General features: G+C 69.7%; 17 protein-coding genes, 1 other RNA gene and 1 pseudogene. 4 read left to right on the forward strand and 15 right to left on the reverse strand.

All coding sequences use genetic code 11. The features are described from left to right. Positions 1 to 75 precede the first annotated feature (75 nt). Positions 76 to 1,368, reverse strand: coding sequence for a glutamate-1-semialdehyde 2,1-aminomutase (hemL, locus tag HEP75_RS04570; protein WP_185825606.1), 1,293 nt, complete (start codon positions 1,366 to 1,368; stop codon positions 76 to 78). Positions 1,369 to 1,703: 335 nt separating this feature from the next. On the opposite strand from hemL, the pseudogene HEP75_RS04575 reads away from it, so the two are divergent. Next, a pseudogene (locus tag HEP75_RS04575) lies at positions 1,704 to 4,852 on the forward strand (TonB-dependent receptor). Positions 4,853 to 5,151: 299 nt separating this feature from the next. Here HEP75_RS04575 and thiE read toward each other — a convergent pair. Continuing rightward, entirely contained in the window at positions 5,152 to 5,775 is a 624-nt protein-coding gene (gene thiE / locus HEP75_RS04580) for a thiamine phosphate synthase (RefSeq protein ID WP_185825607.1), read from the reverse strand. A gap of 74 nt (positions 5,776 to 5,849) precedes the next feature. On the opposite strand from thiE, the gene HEP75_RS04585 reads away from it, so the two are divergent. Continuing rightward, positions 5,850 to 6,041: a rubredoxin gene (locus tag HEP75_RS04585; protein ID WP_185815365.1), complete on the forward strand. Its 192-nt coding sequence runs from the start codon at positions 5,850 to 5,852 to the stop codon at positions 6,039 to 6,041. A 215-nt stretch (positions 6,042 to 6,256) separates the two neighbouring features. Here HEP75_RS04585 and HEP75_RS04590 read toward each other — a convergent pair whose 3' ends face one another. From HEP75_RS04590 to HEP75_RS04635, 10 genes are all read right to left on the reverse strand, one after another. Next, on the reverse strand, positions 6,257 to 7,102 hold the full coding sequence (locus HEP75_RS04590) for a SirB1 family protein (RefSeq protein WP_179566988.1): 846 nt from the start codon (positions 7,100 to 7,102) through the stop codon (positions 6,257 to 6,259). A gap of 107 nt (positions 7,103 to 7,209) precedes the next feature. Beyond that, positions 7,210 to 7,659, reverse strand: a complete 450-nt coding sequence (locus HEP75_RS04595; RefSeq protein ID WP_185825608.1) for a DUF192 domain-containing protein — start codon at positions 7,657 to 7,659, stop codon at positions 7,210 to 7,212. Positions 7,660 to 7,861: 202 nt separating this feature from the next. Then, positions 7,862 to 8,509 carry a ribose-5-phosphate isomerase RpiA gene (gene rpiA / locus HEP75_RS04600; protein WP_185825609.1) on the reverse strand — a complete coding sequence of 216 codons (648 nt, stop codon included), beginning with the start codon at positions 8,507 to 8,509 and terminating at the stop codon, positions 7,862 to 7,864. Positions 8,510 to 8,610: 101 nt separating this feature from the next. Beyond that, entirely contained in the window at positions 8,611 to 9,081 is a 471-nt protein-coding gene (locus tag HEP75_RS04605; protein ID WP_185822330.1) for an EVE domain-containing protein, read from the reverse strand. Further along, positions 9,078 to 9,671, reverse strand: a complete 594-nt coding sequence (locus HEP75_RS04610) for a 5-formyltetrahydrofolate cyclo-ligase (protein WP_185825610.1) — start codon at positions 9,669 to 9,671, stop codon at positions 9,078 to 9,080. The genes HEP75_RS04605 and HEP75_RS04610 overlap by 4 nt, the downstream gene beginning before the upstream one ends. Before the next feature lie 78 nt (positions 9,672 to 9,749). Further along, positions 9,750 to 10,529: a thioesterase family protein gene (locus tag HEP75_RS04615; protein WP_185825611.1), complete on the reverse strand. Its 780-nt coding sequence runs from the start codon at positions 10,527 to 10,529 to the stop codon at positions 9,750 to 9,752. A 183-nt stretch (positions 10,530 to 10,712) separates the two neighbouring features. Continuing rightward, positions 10,713 to 10,898, reverse strand: a non-coding RNA gene (gene ssrS / locus HEP75_RS04620) — 6S RNA. A gap of 98 nt (positions 10,899 to 10,996) precedes the next feature. Then, positions 10,997 to 11,290, reverse strand: coding sequence for a cell division protein ZapA (locus tag HEP75_RS04625; protein WP_185822333.1), 294 nt, complete (start codon positions 11,288 to 11,290; stop codon positions 10,997 to 10,999). Next, complete coding sequence (locus HEP75_RS04630) at positions 11,287 to 11,508, reverse strand: TIGR02449 family protein (protein ID WP_053836518.1); 222 nt, start codon at positions 11,506 to 11,508, stop codon at positions 11,287 to 11,289. Before HEP75_RS04630 ends, HEP75_RS04625 begins: the two co-directional genes overlap by 4 nt. 67 nt (positions 11,509 to 11,575) lie before the next feature. Next, positions 11,576 to 13,795 (reverse strand): GGDEF domain-containing phosphodiesterase, encoded by a 2,220-nt coding sequence (locus HEP75_RS04635; protein WP_185815372.1) that lies wholly within the window; start codon positions 13,793 to 13,795, stop codon positions 11,576 to 11,578. 161 nt (positions 13,796 to 13,956) lie between these two features. Between HEP75_RS04635 and HEP75_RS04640 the strand changes: the two genes are divergently transcribed. Both HEP75_RS04640 and pepP read left to right on the forward strand, forming a co-directional pair. Further along, positions 13,957 to 14,502 (forward strand): YecA family protein, encoded by a 546-nt coding sequence (locus HEP75_RS04640; RefSeq protein WP_179566969.1) that lies wholly within the window; start codon positions 13,957 to 13,959, stop codon positions 14,500 to 14,502. Positions 14,503 to 14,505: 3 nt separating this feature from the next. Next, positions 14,506 to 15,867 carry a Xaa-Pro aminopeptidase gene (pepP, locus tag HEP75_RS04645; RefSeq protein ID WP_185825612.1) on the forward strand — a complete coding sequence of 454 codons (1,362 nt, stop codon included), beginning with the start codon at positions 14,506 to 14,508 and terminating at the stop codon, positions 15,865 to 15,867. Positions 15,868 to 15,959: 92 nt separating this feature from the next. On the opposite strand, the gene pepQ is transcribed toward pepP, so the two are convergent. The 3 genes from pepQ to HEP75_RS04660 form a co-directional block, all read right to left on the reverse strand. Next, positions 15,960 to 17,288: a Xaa-Pro dipeptidase gene (gene pepQ / locus HEP75_RS04650; protein ID WP_185825613.1), complete on the reverse strand. Its 1,329-nt coding sequence runs from the start codon at positions 17,286 to 17,288 to the stop codon at positions 15,960 to 15,962. Between the two features lie 273 nt (positions 17,289 to 17,561). After that, positions 17,562 to 17,903, reverse strand: a complete 342-nt coding sequence (locus HEP75_RS04655; RefSeq protein ID WP_185815382.1) for a PilZ domain-containing protein — start codon at positions 17,901 to 17,903, stop codon at positions 17,562 to 17,564. Further along, entirely contained in the window at positions 17,900 to 20,410 is a 2,511-nt protein-coding gene (locus tag HEP75_RS04660; RefSeq protein WP_185825614.1) for a DUF1631 domain-containing protein, read from the reverse strand. The genes HEP75_RS04655 and HEP75_RS04660 overlap by 4 nt, the downstream gene beginning before the upstream one ends. Positions 20,411 to 20,480: the final 70 nt, after the last annotated feature.

Below are 20,480 nucleotides of genomic sequence, written 5' to 3' on the forward strand. Positions count from 1 at the left end.
CCGTTGGCCGTGAACGTTGAACTTATGACACGGCCGCGACAAAAGCAAAGTCGCGACCGGCTGCTCAGTTTTCGTTCAGCCGGCGGCGACCACGCCGAATGCCTCGCGCGCCGCGGCCAGCGTGGCCTCCAGCACGCCTTGGTCGTGCGCGCTGGACAGGAAGCCGGCCTCGTACGCCGACGGCGCCAGGAACACGCCGCGCTCCAGCATGGCGTGGAAGAAGCGGTTGAACGCGGCGGTGTCGCAGGCGGTGGCCTGGGCGTAGGTTTCGACTTTCTGTATGGTGAAGAACAGTCCGAACATCGCCCCGACCCGGTTGGTGGTGACCGCCACGCCGGCGGCGGCGGCGGCCTGCTCCAGCCCGGCGCACAGCGCGGCGGTCGCCGCATCCAGGCGTTGGTGGAAGCCCGGCGCCTGCACCAGCTCCAGCATCGCCAGGCCGGCGGCCATCGCCACCGGATTGCCGCTGAGCGTGCCGGCTTGGTAGATCGGCCCGGACGGGGCGATCTGCCGCATCAGCTCGGCGCGGCCGCCGTAGGCGCCGACCGGCATGCCGCCGCCGATGATCTTGCCGAAGGTGGTCAGGTCCGGCACCACGCCGTAGTGTGCCTGGGCGCCGCCCAGGGCGACGCGGAAGCCGGTCATCACCTCGTCGAAGATCAGCAGCGCGCCGTGCCGCGTGCACAGCGCGCGCAGATGCTGCAGATAGCCGTCGCGCGGCGGAATGCAATTGGCGTTGCCGACCACCGGCTCGATGATGACCGCGGCGATCTCGCTGCCGATCTCGTCGAACAGCGCGGTGGCGCCGTCGAAGTCGTTGTAGCTCAGGGTGGCGGTGAGTTCGCTCAGGCCCGCCGGCACGCCCGGCGAGGTCGGCACGCCCAGGGTCAGCATGCCGCTGCCGGCCTTGACCAGGAACGAGTCGCCGTGGCCGTGGTAGCAGCCTTCGAACTTGACGATGCGGCTGCGCCCGGTGGCGCCGCGCGCCAGGCGCACCGCCGACAGCGTGGCCTCGGTACCGGAATTGACCATGCGCACCATCTCGCACGAGGGCACCAGGCGGGTGATGGTCTCGGCCATCGTCACCTCGGCCGGGCACGGCGCGCCGAACGACAGGCCGTCGCCGATCGCGCGCTGCACCGCCTCGCGCACCGCCGGGTGGTTGTGCCCGGCGATCATCGGGCCCCACGAGCCGACATAGTCGATGTAGCGGTTGCCGTCCACGTCGTACAGGTAGGGGCCGTCGGCGCGCTGCACGAAGAACGGTTCGCCGCCCACCGACTTGAAGGCGCGGACCGGCGAGTTGACGCCGCCGGGGATCAGCGATTGCGCCTGGGCGAAGAGGGCGTGCGAACGGGCATGGTTCATGGGGTGGGAATCCTTGGCGAGCTGGCCGGGCCGATGGGCCGGGCGCGGAGCGATGCCGCCTATTGTCGCGGCTGCCGCCTGCACGTGCCATGTCGCCCGCCGTCTGGACGCCTACCTACCCGCCCGCCACGCACCTACCCGCCACGGCCGGCTCCGTCGTGTGATCCGCTGCCTAGTATCGAAACGTCCAGGGGCGCACGGCCCGATCGCCGACAGCGAGCGGCCGTGCGATGGGCGGAGTTTGCACAGGGTTCGCGGGGCGCGCCATCGGCCATTGGCGTCGCACCTGCATTTTTCGTTGGGTTGCCAACGATCTTCATCTTCGGGGAGAGAGCATGCACCGTACGATCCGCAAGAGCGCCTTGGCGCTCGCGTTGGCGCTTGCCGCCGGCAATGGCTATGCGCAGTCCACCACCGGCAGCATCGTCGGCAGCGTGCCGCCCGGCGCCGGCGAAAGCAGCGTGCTGATCACCAACACCAGCGGCTTCAGCCGCGAGGTCAAGGTGGACGAACGCGGCCGCTACGCGCAGGGCAATCTGCCGCTGGGCACCTACACGGTCACGCTCAAGCGCGACGGCCAGGTGGTGGAGACGCGCGAGAACATCAGCCTGGTGGTCGGCGCCGGCACCGAAGTCGGCTTCGGCGGCCCAGCGCAGACGCTGGATGCGGTGAACGTGGTGGCCGGCAACGTGGCCAGGATCGACGTGGCCAGCGTCGACAGCCGCACCGTGATCACCGCCGAGCAACTGGCGGTGCTGCCGCTGGGCCGCAGCGCCGAGGCCATCGCCTTGCTGGCGCCGGGCGTGGTCGCCAACAGCGGCGGCTACGACAACGGCCCGCTCGGCGGTTCGCTGGCCAGCTTCGGCGGCTCGGCGGCGAGCGAGAACGCGTATTACCTCAACGGCTTCAACACCACCGATCCGGCCAGCAGCCTGGGCGGGCTGACCCTGCCGTACGGCGCGATCGACCAGCAGGAAATCTTCACCGGCGGCTACGGCGCGCAATACGGCCGTTCCAACGGCGGCGTGATCAGCCAGGTCGGCAAGCGCGGCAGCAACGACTGGCACTTCGGCGCGGCGGTGATCTGGCAGCCGGACAGCCTCAGCGCCCGGCAGAGCGACCTGTATTTCCGCAAGGACAGCGTGTACTGGGATCCGAACAACGCCAAGTACACCGCCGGCAACTACATGCCGCTGAGCGAGACCAAGGCCGATCAGACCACCTACAGCGCCTACCTCGGCGGCCCGCTGGTGCAGGACCGGTTGTTCTTCTTCCTGGCGCTGGAGCAGGTCGATTCCAGCGGCACCCGCGTCGCCGATGCGCGCGTCACCTCCGGCGGCATCTCCGGTTCGCCGTGGACCCGCTACGACTACAAGCAGACCCGCGCCTACGCCAAGATCGACTGGCAGATCAGCGACAACCACCTGCTCGAATTCACCGGCGCGCAGGACAAGGCGCGCACCAACGGCAACATCTACGGCTACGACTACGTCAACCGCGAGGTCGGCAGCTACAAGGGCCGCGAAGGCAAGAACGAGTTCGGCCCGACCCTGTTTCTGGGCAAGTACACCGGCTATTTCGGCGACAACCTCACCTTGACCGCGCTGTACGGCAAGGAGAGCCTGCCCAACAAGCTCACCGCGATCGGCTACGACGCCGGCAACGGTCCGTTCCTCAACAGCGTCGCCAACCAGAATCCGGCCTATACCGGCGGCACCGCGATCGGCAATGCGCAGACGGTGGTCTCGATCACCGATCCGGACCGCGAGTACAAGAAGGACAACCTGCGCCTGAATCTCAATTGGCGCCTCGGCGCGCACAGCATCGATTTCGGCATCGACAACCAGAAGAGCGAGGCGATCAACATCGGCTCGTACAAGTCCGGCCCCGGCTATGCCTGGACCTACGGCTACACCCCGGACCCGTACGGCCTCAACAGCGGCGGCCAGGTCAGCGGCTCGGTGGCCGAGGACGGCAGCATCGGCGTGCCCAGCCCGGGCCTGGCCGATCCCACCTACGGCAGCGGCGGCTACTACGTCACCCAGGACATCGACACCAACCTGTATTCCTACGACGCCAAGCAGACCGCGTACTACGTCGAAGACCATTGGCAGGCCACCGACAGATTGATGCTCTCGCTCGGCGTGCGCAACGACAGCTTCACCAACTACACCCCGTTCGGCCAGGCCTACATCGAGCTGAAGAACCAGTGGGCGCCGCGGCTGGGCTTCAGCTGGGACGTCCACGGCGATTCCAGCCTGAAGGTGTACGGCAACATCGGCCGCTACTACCTCGGCCTGCCGCTGTCGCCGGCGGGCCTGTTCACCCCAGCGGTGTCCACCAGCACCTACTACACCTACAGCGGCATCAACGCCGACGGCACGCCGATCCTGGCCACCCAGCTGGCGCCGCCGGTGTCGGCCAATTCGCGCTTCGGCCGGCTCGCCGACGTGCGCACCGCGGTGGTCGAGGACATCAAGGGCGAGAACCAGGACGAGGTCATTCTCGGCTTCACCACGGTGTTGCCGAACGACTGGGTGTTCGGCGTGCGCGGCACCCACCGCCGGCTCAACGACGGCATCGACGACACCAACCTGGACAACTCCAACGCGGGCCTGGTGGCCGCGGCGGCCGCGGCGGGCGTGGACATCGACTGGACCAAGAACGCCAGCGCGGCGCTGGTCAATCCGGGCAAGACCAATACCTACCGGGTGGTCGGGACCGACGGCCAGGTGCACGCGTTGACCGTGACCCGCGAGCAGGGCGGCTACCCCGAATTCAAGCGCCGTTATTCGGCGCTGGAATTCAACCTGGAGCGTCCGTTCGACGGCCGCTGGTACACCAAGATGAGCTACGTGTGGTCGCACAGTTACGGCACCACCGAAGGCCAGCTGCGTTCGGACCTGTGGCGCACCGGCGGCGCGCTGGGCAGCTGGCGACCTCGACCACGCAGAGCTGGGACCACGCGGCGCTGATGGAGAACTTCAACGGCAACCAGTCCAACGACCGCCGCCATCAGCTGAAGGCGTACGGCTTCTACCAGCTGACCGAGGAGTGGGGCACGTCCGCAAACCTGAGCCTGATTTCCGGCGCGCCACGGCCGTGCCTGGGCTATTACTACGGCAGCAACTACGACGCCGGCGACCGCGACCCGGCCGGCTACGCCAATCCCAGTATCACCGGCGGCCCGTACCACTTCTGCTACAACCCGGCCACCGGCACCGGCGAAGCGTCGCCGCCGGGATCGCACGGCAACCTGAGCTGGGTGGCGCAGCTCGACCTGGGCCTGACCTACAAGCCGAAGTTCGCCGAAGGCAAACTGGCGCTGAGCCTGGACGTGTTCAACGTCACCAACCGGCAGACGGTGACCAACGTCTATCCGTTCTCCGAATTGAATCCGGGCGAAGTCAATCCGCTATGGAACCAGGCGGTGGCGTACCAGGCGCCGCGCTCGGCCCGGGTGACGCTGAGCTACGACTTCTGAGCGCGCATGGTTCTAAAGCCCCTCTCCCCCCGGGAGAGGGGTTGGGGTGAGGGTACGTGCGCGAAGCGCCTCGCCGAGTTGGATGCACGAGGCTTCGCCCGTACCCTCATCCGCCCCTGCGGGGCACCTTCTCCCGAGGGGAGAAGGGAAGAGTCAAAGCCCCTCTCCCACCGGGAGAGGGGTTGGGGTGAGGGTACGGCGCGAAGCGTCTCGCAGAGTTTGGGGCACGAGGCTGCGCCCGTACCCTCATCCGGCCCTGCGGGCCACCTTCTCCCGATGGGAGAAGGAACAGCCGCGGCTCAGTCGAAGCAGGCGCGGTACGCAGCCAGGGCTGCGCGCGGATCCTCGGCGTCGAACACGCCGCTGATCACCGCCAGCAGGTCGGCGCCGGCGGCGACCAGGGCGCGGCCGTTGTCGGGGCTCACCCCGCCGATCGCCACCCGCGGCAATCCCAGCGCCGCGGCATCGCGCAGCAGGCCGGGGTCGGCGCGGCGCGTGGTCACTTTGCTGCGGGTGGGGAAGAACGCGCCGAAAGCAACATAGCTGGCGCCGGCCGCGGCGGCGGTGCGGGCCAGCGCGAGGTCGTCGTAGCACGAGGCGCCGATCAGGGCGCCGGCACCGAGCGCAGCGCGCGCGGCGGCCAGGTCGCCGTCGTCTTCGCCCAGGTGCACGCCGGCGGCGCCGACCGCCTGCGCCAGGGCCACATCGTCGTTGACGATCAGCGGCACCCCGGCCTGCGCGCACAGTGCCTGCAGCGCCGTCGCCTGGGCCAGGCGCTGCGCCGCGTCGGCGCGCTTGTTGCGGTACTGCAGCCAGGTCGGGCCGTGGCCGAGCAGCGGCGCCACGCGCGCCAGCAGGCGTTCGCCGTCGGCCTCGTCGGGCGTGATCAGGTAGACGCCGCGAGGCGGCGGTGATGCATTCATGGAGGAGCCTTCCGGTGTGCAGGCGAGGGTGGGACAATGCCCTCCCGTTCGGCCCGTAGACCCGCGATTATCCAATGAGCGATGCCACTGCCACCACCTACCGCGCCTGGATGTGCGTCGTCTGCGGCTTCATCTACAAGGAAATCGACGGCCTGCCGGAAGAGGGCATCGCCCCCGGCACCCGCTGGGAAGACGTGCCCGACACCTGGACCTGCCCGGACTGCGGCGTGACCAAGGACGATTTCGAGATGGTGGAGATGGACTGATTGAAGGCCGGGATTTGGGATTCGGCATTGGGGATTCGCAAAAGCGGCCTCGGCGGTTATCCGGCGATTGCTTCGGCCTGTAGGAGTGGCTTTAATTCCGGCGCATGCCGATAAACCAGGTCGGAGTTGAACCGTCCCACAGGACGCGGCGAATCCGCAGCCACCGCCGAACCGGCCTTTGCGAATCCCCAATCCCAAATCCCCAATCCCGGCCCTCAATGCATCCGCTGCGCGCGCGCGCTCAGTTCCACCAGGCGTTCGCGGATCGGCAGCACGTCGTTGGCTTCCGGGTTCAGTTGCAGGTAGCGGCCCAGGTCGCGGCGCGCGCCGGGGACATAGTCCATCTGCAGGTAGGCCAGGCCGCGGTCGCGCAGGGCTTCGGGCTGGTCGGGCATCAGTTTGAGTACGCGGTCGGCGCTGCGCGCGGCGCGGTCCCACTCGTCGCGTTCGGCGTAGACGCCGTGCAGGTTGCGCAGCACCCGGGTCAGGATCGCGCGGTGCGGCGCCGGGTCCAGGATCTGCAGCAGCGCGCGGTCGTCCGGGGTCTCGCCGCCCAGGTGCGGACGCGCGCGTTCGCGAAGTTCTTCCACCGCCAGCGGGCGGCCGCCGTTGAACGGGTCCATCACCAGCAGGCCGTCGTCCACCGGCAGACGCACCAGGAAGTGCCCGGGGAAGGACACGCCGTCGAGCGGGATGTCCAGCCGCCGCGCCACTTCCATCTGCACCAGCGCCAGCGAGATCGGATTGCCGAGGCGGCGCTCGAACACCTCGTTCATGTAGCTGTTGCGCGGGTCGTAGTACTCGTCGTGGTTGCCGCTGTAGCCGAGTTCTTCGAACAGGTGGCGGTTGATCGCGGCCATCTTCAGCGGCCACGGCTCGATCATCGCCACTTCGTGGCGCAGATGCTCGGCGTGGTTCTGCGCCAGCGTGTCGTAGTGCTCGGCATCCAGTTCCGGATACTCGTCGCGGGCGATCAGCAGCGCGGTGGCCAGCAGCGGCAGCGCATCGTCGTCCAGCGCGGCCAGGGTGTTCCAGCTCGGCAATGTCAGTCGGTCGACCATGGCCCAAGACTGGCCGCAAAGTGCGACGCGATCAAGTCCGGGGGTTCCCGACAGCGGTGTCGGGTTCAGCGCCACAGCGGCGGCGCTTTTCCCGACGCCGGCGCGGCTCAGCGGGCCTTGGGGATGCCCGGGTCGAAGCTCAGTTCGGCGCCGTCCTGCAGCTGGAGTTGCGCGGCCTGGCCGGCATTGAGTTCCAGCACGTAGCGCGCCGGGGCGTTGCTGGGATACGGCGGGCAGGCGTTGCCGGCCGAGCACGGCGGCACGTCGCGCTGCTGCGCCACCAGCTTGCGCTGGGTGTCGAAGTACAGGATGTCCAGCGCGATCTTGGTGTTCTTCATCCAGTACGCCTGCGGTTCCTCGCGGTCGTGGATGAACAGCATGCCGTGGTCGGCGTCCATCTGGTCGCGGAACATCAGCCCGCGCGCGCGGGTCGCATCGTCCTGGGCCAGCTCGACCTGATAGCGGTGCCCGGCCAGTTCCACCCAATGGCCACCGGCGCTGGCGCAGCCGCTGAGGGTCAGCAGGACGAGGACGAACAGGGCGCGGAACAGGGACATGGCGGTGCCGGGGAAGGTGGGATCAGCGCGCACCTTGTTGCATGGTGGGTGGCGAGTCAATAGAGCCGGGATTCGGGATTGGGGATTGGGGATTCGTAAGAGCGGGGAGCTGCGGCCGGAGGTGCTTTCGGCTTTTGCGAATCCCCAATCCCCAATCCCCAATCCCTAATCCCGAATCCCGAATCCCGAATCCCCGCGCGTCCTACAGGACGCGCGGCGGCTCGCCACCGACGATCACCACGTCGGCCGGGCGGCGCGCGAACAGGCCGACGCAGACCACGCCGGGGATCTGGTTCAGTTCGCGCTCCAGCGCCACCGGATCGGTGATGCCGAGGTTGTGTACGTCGAGCACCACGTTGCCGTTGTCGGTGACCACGCCGTCGCGCCACACCGGCTGGCCGCCGGTGCGCGCCAGGATCTCGCGCGCGACCAGGCTGCGCGCCATCGGGATCACCTCGATCGGCAGCGGGAACGCACCCAGCGTCCGCACCTGCTTGCTCGGGTCGATGATGCAGACGAAGCGCTCGCTGGCCTCGGCGATGATCTTCTCGCGGGTCAGCGCCGCGCCGCCGCCCTTGATCAGGCAGCGGTTCGCATCGCACTCGTCGGCGCCGTCCACGTACAGCGACAGGTTGCCGGTGTGGTTCAGCTCCAGCACCTCGATGCCGTGCTGGCGCAGGCGCGCAGTGCTCTGCTCGGAGCTGGACACCGCACCCTTGATGCGATGGCCGATGCGGCCCAGCGCATCGATGAAGTAGGCCACGGTGGAGCCGGTGCCGACGCCGACGATCATGCCGTCTTCGACGTATTCGATGGCTTTTTCGGCGGCCAGGCGCTTGCTTTCGGACATTGGTAAGGGCTCGGGATTAGGGATTCGGGATTGGAGATTCGTGAAAAACAGGGCGGGCAGGGCAGGAGACGAATCCCCAATGCCCAATCCCAAATCCCCGGCTACTCGAGCGCCAACAGCAGCTTCCACTGCGCGGCGCTGACCGGGAACACCGACAGGCGGTTGCCGCGCGCGGTCAGCGGGAAGCCTTCGCCGAGCGCGTCGGCGTGCTGCTTGATCTCGTCCAGCGCGATGGTGCGCGCGAGCTTGCGCTCGAAGGCGACGTCCACCAGATACCAGCGCGGCTGTTCGCGGGTGGCCTTGGGGTCGTGATAGTCGGAGGTGGGGTCGAACTGGGTCACGTCCGGATACGCTGCGCTGGCCACCGTGGCCGTGCCGACGATGCCGGGCACCTTGCAGTTGGAGTGATAGAACAGGATGCCGTCGCCGAGCTTCATGCCGTCGCGCATGAAGTTGCGCGCCTGGTAGTTGCGCACCCCGTTCCAGGGTTCGCTGCCGACCCGCTGCAGGTCGTCGATCGAGAAGGCGTCCGGTTCGGACTTCATCAGCCAGTAGCGCTTGCGTGCGGTCATGCGGGGAGATCGGTCGCGGTCAGGAGGGTGAGGGAGTCGGTGCAGACCGCATCCAGCGCCACGTCCCGGGCGGCGATGGGCAGCGCGTCGACCTGCTGCACAGCGAACGCGGCGCCGACCAGCCAGGGCGGAGGCGCTTGCCGCTGGCGAAATGCGAAGCTGCGATCATACCAGCCGCCCCCCATGCCCAGGCGTCCGCCGCCGGCGTCGAAGCCGACCAGCGGCGCCACCACCAGCGCCATCTGCTCCGGCGCCAGCGTCGCCTCGGCGGCGACGTCGGGTTCGGGAATGCCGTAGCGGTTGGCGGTCAGCGGCTGCCCCGGGCGCCACGGCGCGAAACGCAGGGTCTTGCCGCTGAGCACCGGCAGGCAGTACTGCACGCTGGCCGGCAGGCTCAATTGCCAGCGGTGCAGCGCGATCTCCCCGTCCATCGCCCAATAGCCGGCGACGTGGCCGTGCTGCGGCGCGAACGGCAGGTCCAGCAAGCGCTGCGCCAGCGCGTCGGCGGCGGCCAGGCGCGTGGCTGCGGGGAGCGCGCGGCGGCGCGCGCGCAGTTGCTGGCGCAGGAGGTCGCGGTCGTCGGGAGTCATCGGGCAGGTGCGGGAAGGGACGGCGCTATTGTCGGTGCCGGCGCGTGGACTGGCTAGGGCGTTGCCGCCGACGCGGCGTCACGCGTAGATCGCCACCGTCTGCCGGCCCGACAGCACCAGTTGCCCGGCTTCGTTCCAGATCTGCATGTCCTGCAGCGAGTAGCCGTCGGCGGCGTGCTGGCTGGCCGAGCGCAGCAGGAACCAGTCGCCAGCCGCGGCCGGCTGCGGGAAATCCAGGGTCCAGGTCATCGAGCTGACCGGCGCCGGTTCGGTGAAGCAGGCCATCGCCGCCGGCGGCAGGCTGTCGCCGAGCGCGACCAGGGCCAGGCTCGGATCCACGCCCGCGCTATCAAGATGGCGCACCCAGACCATCAGTTCCGGGCTGGCGGCGCCGGACACCGGCAGGGCGCCACCGGCCAGGCGCATCTCGAAGTTGCCGACGAACGCCGGAGTAATCGCACTGGCGGCGATCGGCGCTGCGGCGTCGGGTCCGCACACCGCGGGCCGCGCAGGCATGAAGTCGTGGGCGATGCGGCTGGGGCGCGGCTGCGCGAATAGCAGCGCCGCGCGCAGCGCGAGCTGCGTGCCGGCCAGGCAATCGACCGCGATCGAGGTGGCGGACTTGCCCTGGCGCAGCAGCTGCGCTTGGAAACGCAAGGTGGCGTCGGTGGGGCCGACGAACCAGATATGCGCCGACTTCAGCGGCGGCAGCGCGGACGGCGCGGCGCGCTGCGCGGTCTGCAGCGCCAGCGCCGCGGACAGGCCACCGAAGGCGGTGCGTCCCTGCAACCAGCTGGCAGGCACGTCGAACCCGGCGTTCGGGTCGAAGCGGTCGATGATCTGGGCGAACGAGGGCATGCGGCGTCTCCTGGAAGGGCGCGACAGTATCCCAGGCTTGCGCCGGCGGCTGGTCGGTGCGCAGTTGCGTGCGCTGCAGGGAGGCCAGCGGCGGCGCCGATGCGATGCGTCGTCGGGCGCGGCGCACGCGGACGCGGACGCGCAAAAGGAAACGGCGCCTTGCGGCGCCGTTTCCGGGATATTGCATTCTCCGCCGTAGACGATGCGTGCGAAACGACCTTGAACCCGGGGTTCAAGTGGGATAGCTGGGGAACCATCGGGCTTCCCGCTACAAGGCGGACCTGCACACCCGATTCCGTCGCCATCCCGTGGTCGTAATTAAGGGACAAGGCGAATGTTTGCACACGCTGTCGTTTACAGCAGAGAACGCAAACGAAGTATAGCGCCGTCGCCGCGCTTGGCTAGTCCGTTCGTCGGTCGCGCGGTACGGCGCAATTCACGTTGATGATCGAAATGCGAGGCGGGTATCAACGCGCCGTATCGACCACGCCGTCGAGCCGGCGATTGAGATCGGCGAGCGTGCGCGTCATCTCATGATCGCGCCGCGCCTGCTCGTCGCGCAGTTGCTGCAGTTCGTGCGCCAGGTTCAGGGCGGCCAGCACCGCGACCCGGTCCACCGCGGCCATGCGGTTGCTGCCGCGCACCTCGCGCATCTTCGCGTCGAGCAGGCGCGCGGCGGCGAGCAGGCTGTCGCGTTCTTCGGCCTCGACGCCGACGGTGTATTCGCGGTCCAGGATGCGGACGCTGACCGGTTCGCTCACGTGTGCTGCTCCAGCGACTTGAGCCGGGTGATCATCGCCTCGACCCGCGAGCGCGCCTGTTCGTTCTTGGTCAGCAACTGCGAGCGCTCGCCGATCAACTGCTCCTGCTGCTGGCGCAGGCTGCGGTTCTCGTCGGTGAGGCGCTGGCAACGCTCGACCAGCGTCTCCACGCGTGTGGCGAGGGTGCGAAGCTGGGCGAGGGCGTCGGGGCTGTCCATGGCGCCCACGATAGGCATGCGCCCGAGCGGCGGTCAAGACGCCGGCGGAGGGCGCGACGGCCGCCGCTCAGGCGGGCAGCAGCAGCGGCTGCCGCAGCAACTGCAGGCAGGCGTCCGGTTCCAGTGCCGGCGCGACCAGATGGCCCTGGATCTCGTCGCAGCCGTGCTGGCGCAGGAACGCCAGCTGGCCGGGCAGCTCCACGCCTTCGGCGACCACTTTCAGGGTCAGCGAGTGGCCCATCGCGATGATGGTGCTGGTGATCGCCTCGTCGTCCGGATCGCGGGTCAGGTCGCCGATGAATTCCTGGTCGATCTTCAAGGTGTTGATCGGCAAGCGCTTCAGGTAGGCCAGCGACGAATAGCCGGTGCCGAAGTCGTCGATCGCCAGGGCCAGGCCCAGGGCGCGGCAGGCATGCAGGGTGGCGGCGTTCTTGCCGACCTGCGACATCACCACGCTTTCGGTGAGTTCCAGCTCGACGTTGGCGGCCGGGACCCCGGTCTCGGCCAGGATCCGCGCCATCAACGCCGGCAGGTCGCCGCGCTCGAGCTGGATCGCCGACACGTTGACCGACATGCACAAGTCGGTCAGGCCCAGCTGGCGCCAGTCGCGCAGCGTGCTGCAGGCCTGGCGCAGCACCCATTCGCCGATCTCCAGGATCAGGCCGGTTTCCTCGGCCAGGGGAATGAACTGGCTCGGCGAGACCGTGCCGAAATCGGCGCTGTGCCAGCGCAGCAGCGCTTCCACGCCGACCACGCGCTGCTCGCGCAGCGAATAGCGCGGCTGGTAGACCAGCTTCAGCTCCTGGTCGAACGGGATCTTGCGCAGGCTGCTGGCCAGCGTGGCGCGGTGGCGGGTGGCCTCGTCCATGCGCGCCGAATAGACCTGCACGTTGCGGCGCCCGGCCGCCTTGGCCTGGTACATCGCGGTGTCGGCGTGCTTGAGCAGTTCGCTGGGCAGCAACGCGTGCTGCGGGAACAGCGAGATGCCGATCGACGAGGAGATCGCCACTTCGCGGCGGTCCTCCAGTTGCAGCGGCGCATCGAACGCGGCCAGCACGCGCGTGGCGACGGCTTCGGCCTCGGCCTGGTCGGCGATGTCCTCCACCACCACGGTGAATTCGTCGCCGGCCAGGCGCGCGACCGTGTGCTGCGGGCCCACCGCCTGCTGCAGGCGTTCGGCGACCGCGCGCAGCACCCGGTCGCCGACCGCATGGCCGAGCGAATCGTTGATGTCCTTGAACCGGTCCAGGTCCAGGAACAGCACCGCCACCGAACTGCCCTGGCGCCGCGCACGCACGATCGAGCGCGCCAGCCGCTCGGACAGCAGCGCGCGGTTGGGCAGGCTGGTCAGCGTGTCGTAGTTGGCCAGGTAGCGCAGTTCCTGCTCGGCGCGCTTCTGGTCGGTGATGTCTTCCAGCACCACCACGTGGAAGCTGTGCCGGCCGTCGGCGTCGCCGACCGTGTTGCGGCGCACGTGGCAGAGGATTTCCAGGCCGTCCTTGCGCCGCTTCCAGGCATCGCCGCGCCAGGAGCGGCCGTGCTCGAGCGATGGCGCGGCGGGCACGTCGGGCGCATGGTCGAGCAGGGTCATCGGCTGGCCCAGCACCTCGCGTTCGCTGTAGCCGGTGATGCGGGTGAAGGCCGGATTGACCGAGATGAAGCGCAGGTCTTCGTCCAGCACCGCGACCGCCTCGCTCATGCTGCGCAGCACTTCGCTGGCGATGCGCCGTTCCAGGTCGGCCTGGCGGTGCGAGGTGATGTCGCGCGCGGTGCCGGCGAGCCGGCGCGGTTTGCCGGCGGCGTCGTAGTCGACCACGCGGCCGCGCACCCGCGCCCACAGCCACACGCCGTCGCCGGCCAGGTCCACCCGGTACTCGGCCACGTAGACCGGGGTCAGGCCCTGCAGGTGTTCGCGCAGCGCGCGCTCGGCCTGCGGCACGTCGTCGGGGTGGATGCGCAGCGGATCGTCCTCGCGGATCACCATGGTGATCTCCTGCGCGTGCGGCGCCGCTTCGTCGGCGCGCATGCGGCGCAGCTTGCGTTGCTGCAGGTCGTAGTCCCAGAAGTGCTCGCCGGAGGCCCACAGCGCCAGCTTCAGGTGGCGGTCGCGCTGCTGCAGCTGCTGCTGGCGTTTCTGCTGTTGCTGCATGCGCCGCCGCCAGTGCAGCGCCTGCAGCGCGGAAACCACGGCGGCCACCGCCAGGATCGCCGCTGCGGCGGCCCAGCCCCAGCGCCAGTCCGTTCCGGCATAACCGGCAATTCCCGCAGCGACGTGCTCGATCGACATGGCGGGAAGAGGGCTTCGGTCAGGAAAGGGGGTGGTGGAGTGTAGGCGCCCGCCGGAAGCCTTAACAAGCAGCGCGACACATGCGGATTGCTACACTGCGCAGTCCCGCTCCGCCGCTGGCCCCGACTCTCGGTGGCGAGCGCACAACAGGCCTTGCGTCCATGATCGAACTTCCTAGCGCCGACGACGTCACCCAAGCCAGCCAGCAACTGGGCCTGGCCGCGTCGGCGGCCGAACTCCACGGCGCGTTGTGCGGCTGGCTGGCCGGCGGCGGCGCCGACCTGGCGGCGTGGCCGGCCGCGGTGCTGGCCGATGCCGGCATCGCCACGCCGCGCCGCGGCGACGTGCTGGACCGCTTGCGCGAGGCCACTGCCGCGCAGTTGGAGGACCGCGATTTCGCCTTCGACCTGGTCCTGGCCGATGCCGGCGCGCCGCTGTCCGAGCGCGCCGATGCGCTGTTCGACTGGTGCCGCGGCTTTCTCGGCGGTTTCGGCCTGGCCGCCGGGGCCAAGCCGCCGTTGTCGGAAGAAGGCGAAGAATCGCTGCAGGATCTGGCGCGGCTGGCGCAGGCCAGCACCGACGATTTCGACAGCGCCGACGAGGACGAGGACGCGCTGGCCGAGATCGAGGAATTCGTGCGCGTGGCCGCGCTGCTGCTGCACAGCGACTGCGTGCTCGGCCCGCGCCATCGGCAACGCCTGAACTGAGTGATGAAACGACTCACCGGCATCGGCGCGGGCGAATACGCGCGTCGGCGCAAACAGTTGATGGACATGGCCGGCGACCACGCCATCCTGGTGCTGCCGAGCGCACCGGAGCGGGTGCGCAGCCACGACACCCATTACCCGTACCGGCAGGATTCGGACTTCTGGTATCTGTGCGGTTTCCCCGAGCCGGAGGCGGTGCTGGTGCTGGTGCCCGGGCGCAAGCACGGCGAGGCGCTGCTGTTCTGCCGCGAGCGCGATCCCGAGCGCGAGGCCTGGGACGGCCCGCGCGAAGGCCAGGACGGCGCGGTGGAACGCTACGGCATGGACGATGCCTATCCGATCGAGGACCTCGACGAGATCCTGCCGGGCCTGCTGGAAGGCCGCTCGCGGGTCTACTACCACTTCGGCCGGGATGTCGATTTCGACCTCAAGCTGATCGGCTGGGTCAATCGGGTGCGCGAGCAGGTGCGGCATGGCGCGCAGCCGCCGCACGAGTTCCTGGAGCTGGGCCACCTGCTGCACGAGCAGCGCCTGTTCAAGTCGCGCGACGAGATCGCGCTGATGCAGGTCGCCGCCGACCTCAGCGTGGCCGCGCATCGTGCGGCGATGCGGCTGGCGCGGCCGGGCATCCACGAATACCAGTTGCAAGCCGAGATCGAACGCGAGTTCCGCGCCGGCGACGCCTGGCCCGCCTACGGCAGCATCGTCGGCAGCGGCGCCAACGCCTGCGTGCTGCATTACCGCGCCAACGCCGCGCGCCTGCGCGACGGCGACCTGGTGCTGGTCGACGCCGGCGCCGAGTACCGCGGCTACGCCGCCGACATCACCCGCACCTTCCCGGTCAGCGGCCGCTTCAGCGCCGAGCAGCGCGCGCTGCACGAGCTGGTCGGCGCCGCGCATGCGGCGGCGCTGGCGCAGGCGCGGCCGGGCGTGGCCTACGAGGCCGGGCACCTGGCGGCGGTGCAGACCCTCACCGAAGGCCTGCTGCGGCTGGGCCTGCTCAAGGGCACGCTGGAGCAGAACCTGGCCGATGGCGACTACCGGCGTTTCTACCGGCACAAGACCGGGCACTGGCTCGGCCTGGACGTGCACGACGTCGGCGACTACAAGCTGGCCGGCGCCTCGCGCCTGCTCGAGCCGGGCATGGTCTTCACCATCGAACCGGGGCTGTACATCGCCGCCGACGACAAACAGGTGGAGCCGCGCTGGCGCGGCATCGGCATCCGCACCGAAGACGACGTGCTGATCACCGACGACGGCCACCGCGTGCTGACCGCCGCGCTGGCGCGCAGCGCCGAGGAGATCGAGGCCTTGATGGCTGGGAAACGGGAATCGGGAATGGGTAAAGCGGCAGGTCGCGCGTGACGTGGACGTCCGCAAGCGGAAACCTCAGGTGATCGCTTTTAAGCCTTTGCTTTTGCGATTCCCCATTCTCGATTCCCCATTCCCGGCGGCCGTCAGGCCGCCAAAGCGAACGCCGGCCGCGTCAGGTTCTCCGGTTCGCCGTCGGTGCAGGCCACCTCATCTTCGATGCGGATGCCGCCGTAGGGCTTGAACTGCTCGATCCGGTTCCAGTCCACGCTGGCGGCATGGCCGTTCTGCTTGACCTCGTCCAGCAGCATGTCGATGAAGTACACGCCCGGTTCGATCGTCACCACCATGCCTGGTTCCAGCACGCGGGTCATGCGCAGGTAGGGATGACCGGCGGGGCGTTCGATGCGGCCGCCGCGGTCGCTGGCGGCGAAGCCGGCCACGTCGTGCACCTGCAGGCCGATCGGATGGCCGAGGCCGTGCGGGAAGAACGCGGCGCTGACGCCAGTGGCCAGCGCGGCTTCCGGCGACACGGTGATCACGCCGAAGTCCTTGAGCACGCCCATCAGCGCCAGGTGCGCGTCGATGTGCAGCTGCTTGTAGTCCACGCCGGCACGCACATCCTGGCCCATGCGGATCTGCGCGGCGTCGACCGCGTCGATCAGTGCCTGGAACTCGCTGCCGGTGTCGGCGGCGTAGCTGCGGGTGATGTCGCTGGCGTAGCCGTGCGCGGAGGCGCCGGCATCGATCAGGAAGCTGCGCCTCTGCGCCGGCGCCTGCCGCTCCAGTTCGGTGTAGTGCAACACCGCGCCGTGTTCGTTCAGCGCCACGATGTTCCCGTACGGCAGCTCGTTGGCGTCCTGGCCCACCGCGCTGCAATACGCCATGTGGATCTCGAACTCGCTGCGGCCGTCGCGGAACGCGGCTTCGGCGGCGCGGTGGCCGCGTACCGCCAGGTGCTGCGCCTGGCGCATGAGCACCAGTTCGTAGGCGGTCTTGTAGGCGCGGTGGTACTCCAGGTACTGCACCACCGCTTCGGGATTGTTCGGCACGTAGTCGCCCAGCGCGCTCTGCGCTTCGCCGAGGATCGCGCAGCGCGCGGCCGGTCCCGGCAGCAGCGCCAGCGCCTCTTCCGGGCTGCGGATGACGTGGATGTCGCAATGCTCGACCCACCAGCCGTTCGGTGCGGCCGGCACCACGTGCCAGTAGTCGCGCGGCTGGTGGAAGATCAGCTGCGGGCGGCGCCCCGGGGTGTAGACCAGCCAGCTGTTCGGCACCCTGGTCAGCGGCAGCCAGGCCTTGAACTGCGGGTTCACCGCGTACGGATAGTCGCGATCGTCGAACAGCTGGTAGTGCAGGCTGCCGCTGGGCACGAGCAGATGGTCGAAGCCGCCGCGCGCCAGCGCCGTGTCGGCGCGTTGCGCCAGCGTGCGCAGGTGGTCGGCGTACAGGGCGCTGGGGTCTTGCTGGATCATGGCGGCGGCTCGGTCGGCGATGCGGAAAGGCAGGCGCCAAGTTTGCCGCAAACGGCACGCGCGCGTTGACGCACCGCGTGCCTGCGCATGGCATGCGGCTATGTGTAGGCGTAGCCGGGAAGCGGTAGGCGTTGCCAAGCCCGACGGATCTTTTTCCATCTTGTGCAGGCGATGAAACTGTAGGAGCGGCTTCAGCCGCGACAGACTCCATCGAGAGTGTCTGTCGCGGCTGAAGCCGCTCCTACAGGGGGCGCCGGCGATGCTGCCGGCGCGCTACCCGGCCGGGCCGGCGTTGATCCATTGCCGCAGCAGCTCGCGATGCGCCGGCGAGATGGTCAGGAAGCGGAAGCCGGCCCAGGCCTGGCCCGGCGCCTGCGCGCGTTCGCTCCACAACAGGTGCACGCCGACGTCGATCTGCGCCTCGCGGCCGAGTTGCGGCAGCGCGAAGCGCAACTGGTACAGCGCGTCCTCGTGCAGCGGCACCGAGGCCAGCAACAGCATGCCGCTCTCGGAGAGGTTGCCGAGCCGGCCGACCACGGCGTCTTCCATCATGTCCAGCACCGGCACCATGTCCGGGACCTGGCGGCGCGGCGAACGGCGGGCTTCGGCGATCATGCGTCCTCCAGGGTGTCGGCGGGGACCGGCGCGCCGGCGAGAGTGCGCAAGGCGCGCACGGTGGCGTGCCAGGCGCGGTCGATGAGGCGCGCGCGGTCCTCGGTGACGATCCGTGCCTGGCTCTGCGCCAGCAGCCGCGACAGCGCATCCAGCGAGTACTCGGCGGTCTTGTGTCCGCGCTGGTTGACGAACAGGGCGCGGTCGGTGATCGGGCTGTACCAGGACAGGCGCTGCCGTTTCAGGTCGCCCTGCTGGTTGGTCACGAATTCGAACCAGGTGCCGAACGGCAGGCTGCGCAGCCGCGCATAGGCCGCTTGCTCGGCTTCGTTGCGCGGCGCCAGCAGCGGCCGCTCGCCATCCTCGCCCTGATCGCCGAGGCGGGTGCGCGCCTTCAATTTGGCGCTGAGTTCGGTGCGCGAGGTCAGCGTGTCGCCGCCGCCGGGGGTGGACAGGCGCCGCGCGATCGCCTCGGCTTCGTCCTGGTGGTAGCCGACCTGCAGCAGGGCGTTGCGCACTTCGCCGGCCAGGTCCGGATCGGGGTCGCCGCCGCTGGCGCGGCAGGTGACCTCGGCGATGCACTGGCTCAGCTGCTTGCGCTCGCGCCATGCATCGGAGTCTTCGCCCTGGCGCAGCAGGGTCAGGGTCAGCACATCGGACCAGGCCTGGTTCAGCAGCGCCTGCACGAACTTGGGCGGCTCCCAGGTCCGGCACAGCGCTTCCAGCGTGGCGCTGGCCAATTCCTTGGCCACCTCCAGCCGCTCCTTGCCGCGTGCGGCCTCGATATGCCGGCGCTCGGCGATCTCGGCCTTGTGCGCCAACGCGCGGTACTGCGCCAGGATGTCCTGGTGGGCCTGCTCGAAGACCTGCTCGTCGCCCTCGTATTCCTCGACCACCCGGTCGACGGTCTGGTTCAACTTCAGCAGCAACTGCGGATCGGTGTCCTCTTCGCTGAGCCAGGTGGCGCCGGACTCGGCGACCGCATTGAGCAGCTCGCGCGCCGGGTGCTGGCTGCGCACGAAGAACGCGCTGTCCTGCAGCGCGGCGCGCACCAGCGGCACCTGCAGGCGCTCCAGCAGAGCGGCGGCCGGCGCATCGCTGCGCACTTCGCGTTCGATTTCCGCGTACAGCAGGCCGAGCAGGTCGAAGGTGTCGGCATCCTGCGGCGCCAGCGCCGCCTGCGGGCCATGTTCGCTGCGCAGCGTGGCCAGCAGCGCCGCCTGCACGTCGCGCACCTGGCGGCGCCCGCGCAGGCCGGCCAGGGTGCTGTGCGCCGGCGGTTGCGCCTGCAGTTCGCCCAAGGCCTGCAGCAGCGATGCGGTGGGCACGGCGGAGGCGCTGGCCTGGACGGAGGCGCTCGCCGCGCCACTTGCGGCGGCGCGCGGGGCCGGCATCGGGACGTTGCCGGATGACGCAGGCATCGCTGTCGCTGCGGCAGCGGGGACGGCGCCTGCGGGCATCGCACCCGCGGTCCCGGCCGGCGCCGTCTGGGTGGCCGGCACCATCGCACGGTCGCGTGCGGCAGCGAGCAGCTGGCGCAGCGTGGCCAAGTCGGTCGGTGCGTTGTCGGGCGTGGCCGGCGCGGCGCTTGCCGCCGTCGCGGCATTGGCCGCGGTCGGCGGCGGCAGCGGGGGCGCTGCGCTGGGCGGGGCCGCTTCGCCGCCGGCGGCACCGGGGCCCGGGCCGGACCAGCCGCCGGGCGCCGCCTGTCCGGACCAACCGGTAGCCGGGCGCGTGGCGGAGGACGGGCGGGGCGCGGCGCGGTTGCCGGCGGCCGCGGCGGGCGCGCTCGTCGGCCGCGCCACGTAGGGCAGGTAGACCAGGCCGGGCAGCACGCCGGCGTGCGCCAGCAGCACGTTGGCGCGTTCCACCATCTCGCCGTAGCGGACCAGCGCCTGGCGCTCGAAGGCGCGGTACAGGGTCAGCTGCGCGTCCAGCCCCAGGCGCAGTTCCTCGCCGGCCTCGCGCAGGATCCGGCACAGCAGGTGCGGCCCCAGCGGCGTGTGCTCGGCTTCGAACGCCGGCCGCGCGGCGAGTACACCGAAACGCTGGCCGAGCAGTTGCAGCGGGGTGCTGGCCCGCGCCGCCTCGCGCCGGGCGATGTCGTGCAGGACGATGTCGCGGTCGATGTCCACGTCGGCGACCAGGGTCAGCATCTGCATCGCCGCGCTGGCCTTGTCCTGGCGCAGCAGGCCGACCGGGGCGAGCGGCAGCCGCAGTGTGGCCAGGGCCGCTTCCAGTTGCGCTTTGTAGAACGGCGCGAAGCGCTCGCGGCGCGCCCGCAGGCCCTGCAGTTCCTGGTAGATGTCCTCCTGCAGCTGGCTGTTGCGCGCGCGTTCGGCCTGGTCGAAAAGCTCGCGTTCCAGCTCGCTCAGGGTCGACTGCAACGGCGCTTCCAGCGTCTGCCACACCAGGCCGGTCAGCGCCTCCAGGATGTCGCGCACGCGCGTGGGCAGGGCGGCGCTGGCGAGCGTCGCCGGGCTTGCCGACGGAATGGCAGACAATGACATCCTGTGATCGCCGTTTGATTTCCGGGGTCCGGTATGTAACACGTTTCTGGCGGCGCAACCATGTTGGCGG

This window comes from Xanthomonas sp. SI, from assembly GCF_014236855.1.
Taxonomy (GTDB): domain Bacteria; phylum Pseudomonadota; class Gammaproteobacteria; order Xanthomonadales; family Xanthomonadaceae; genus Xanthomonas_A.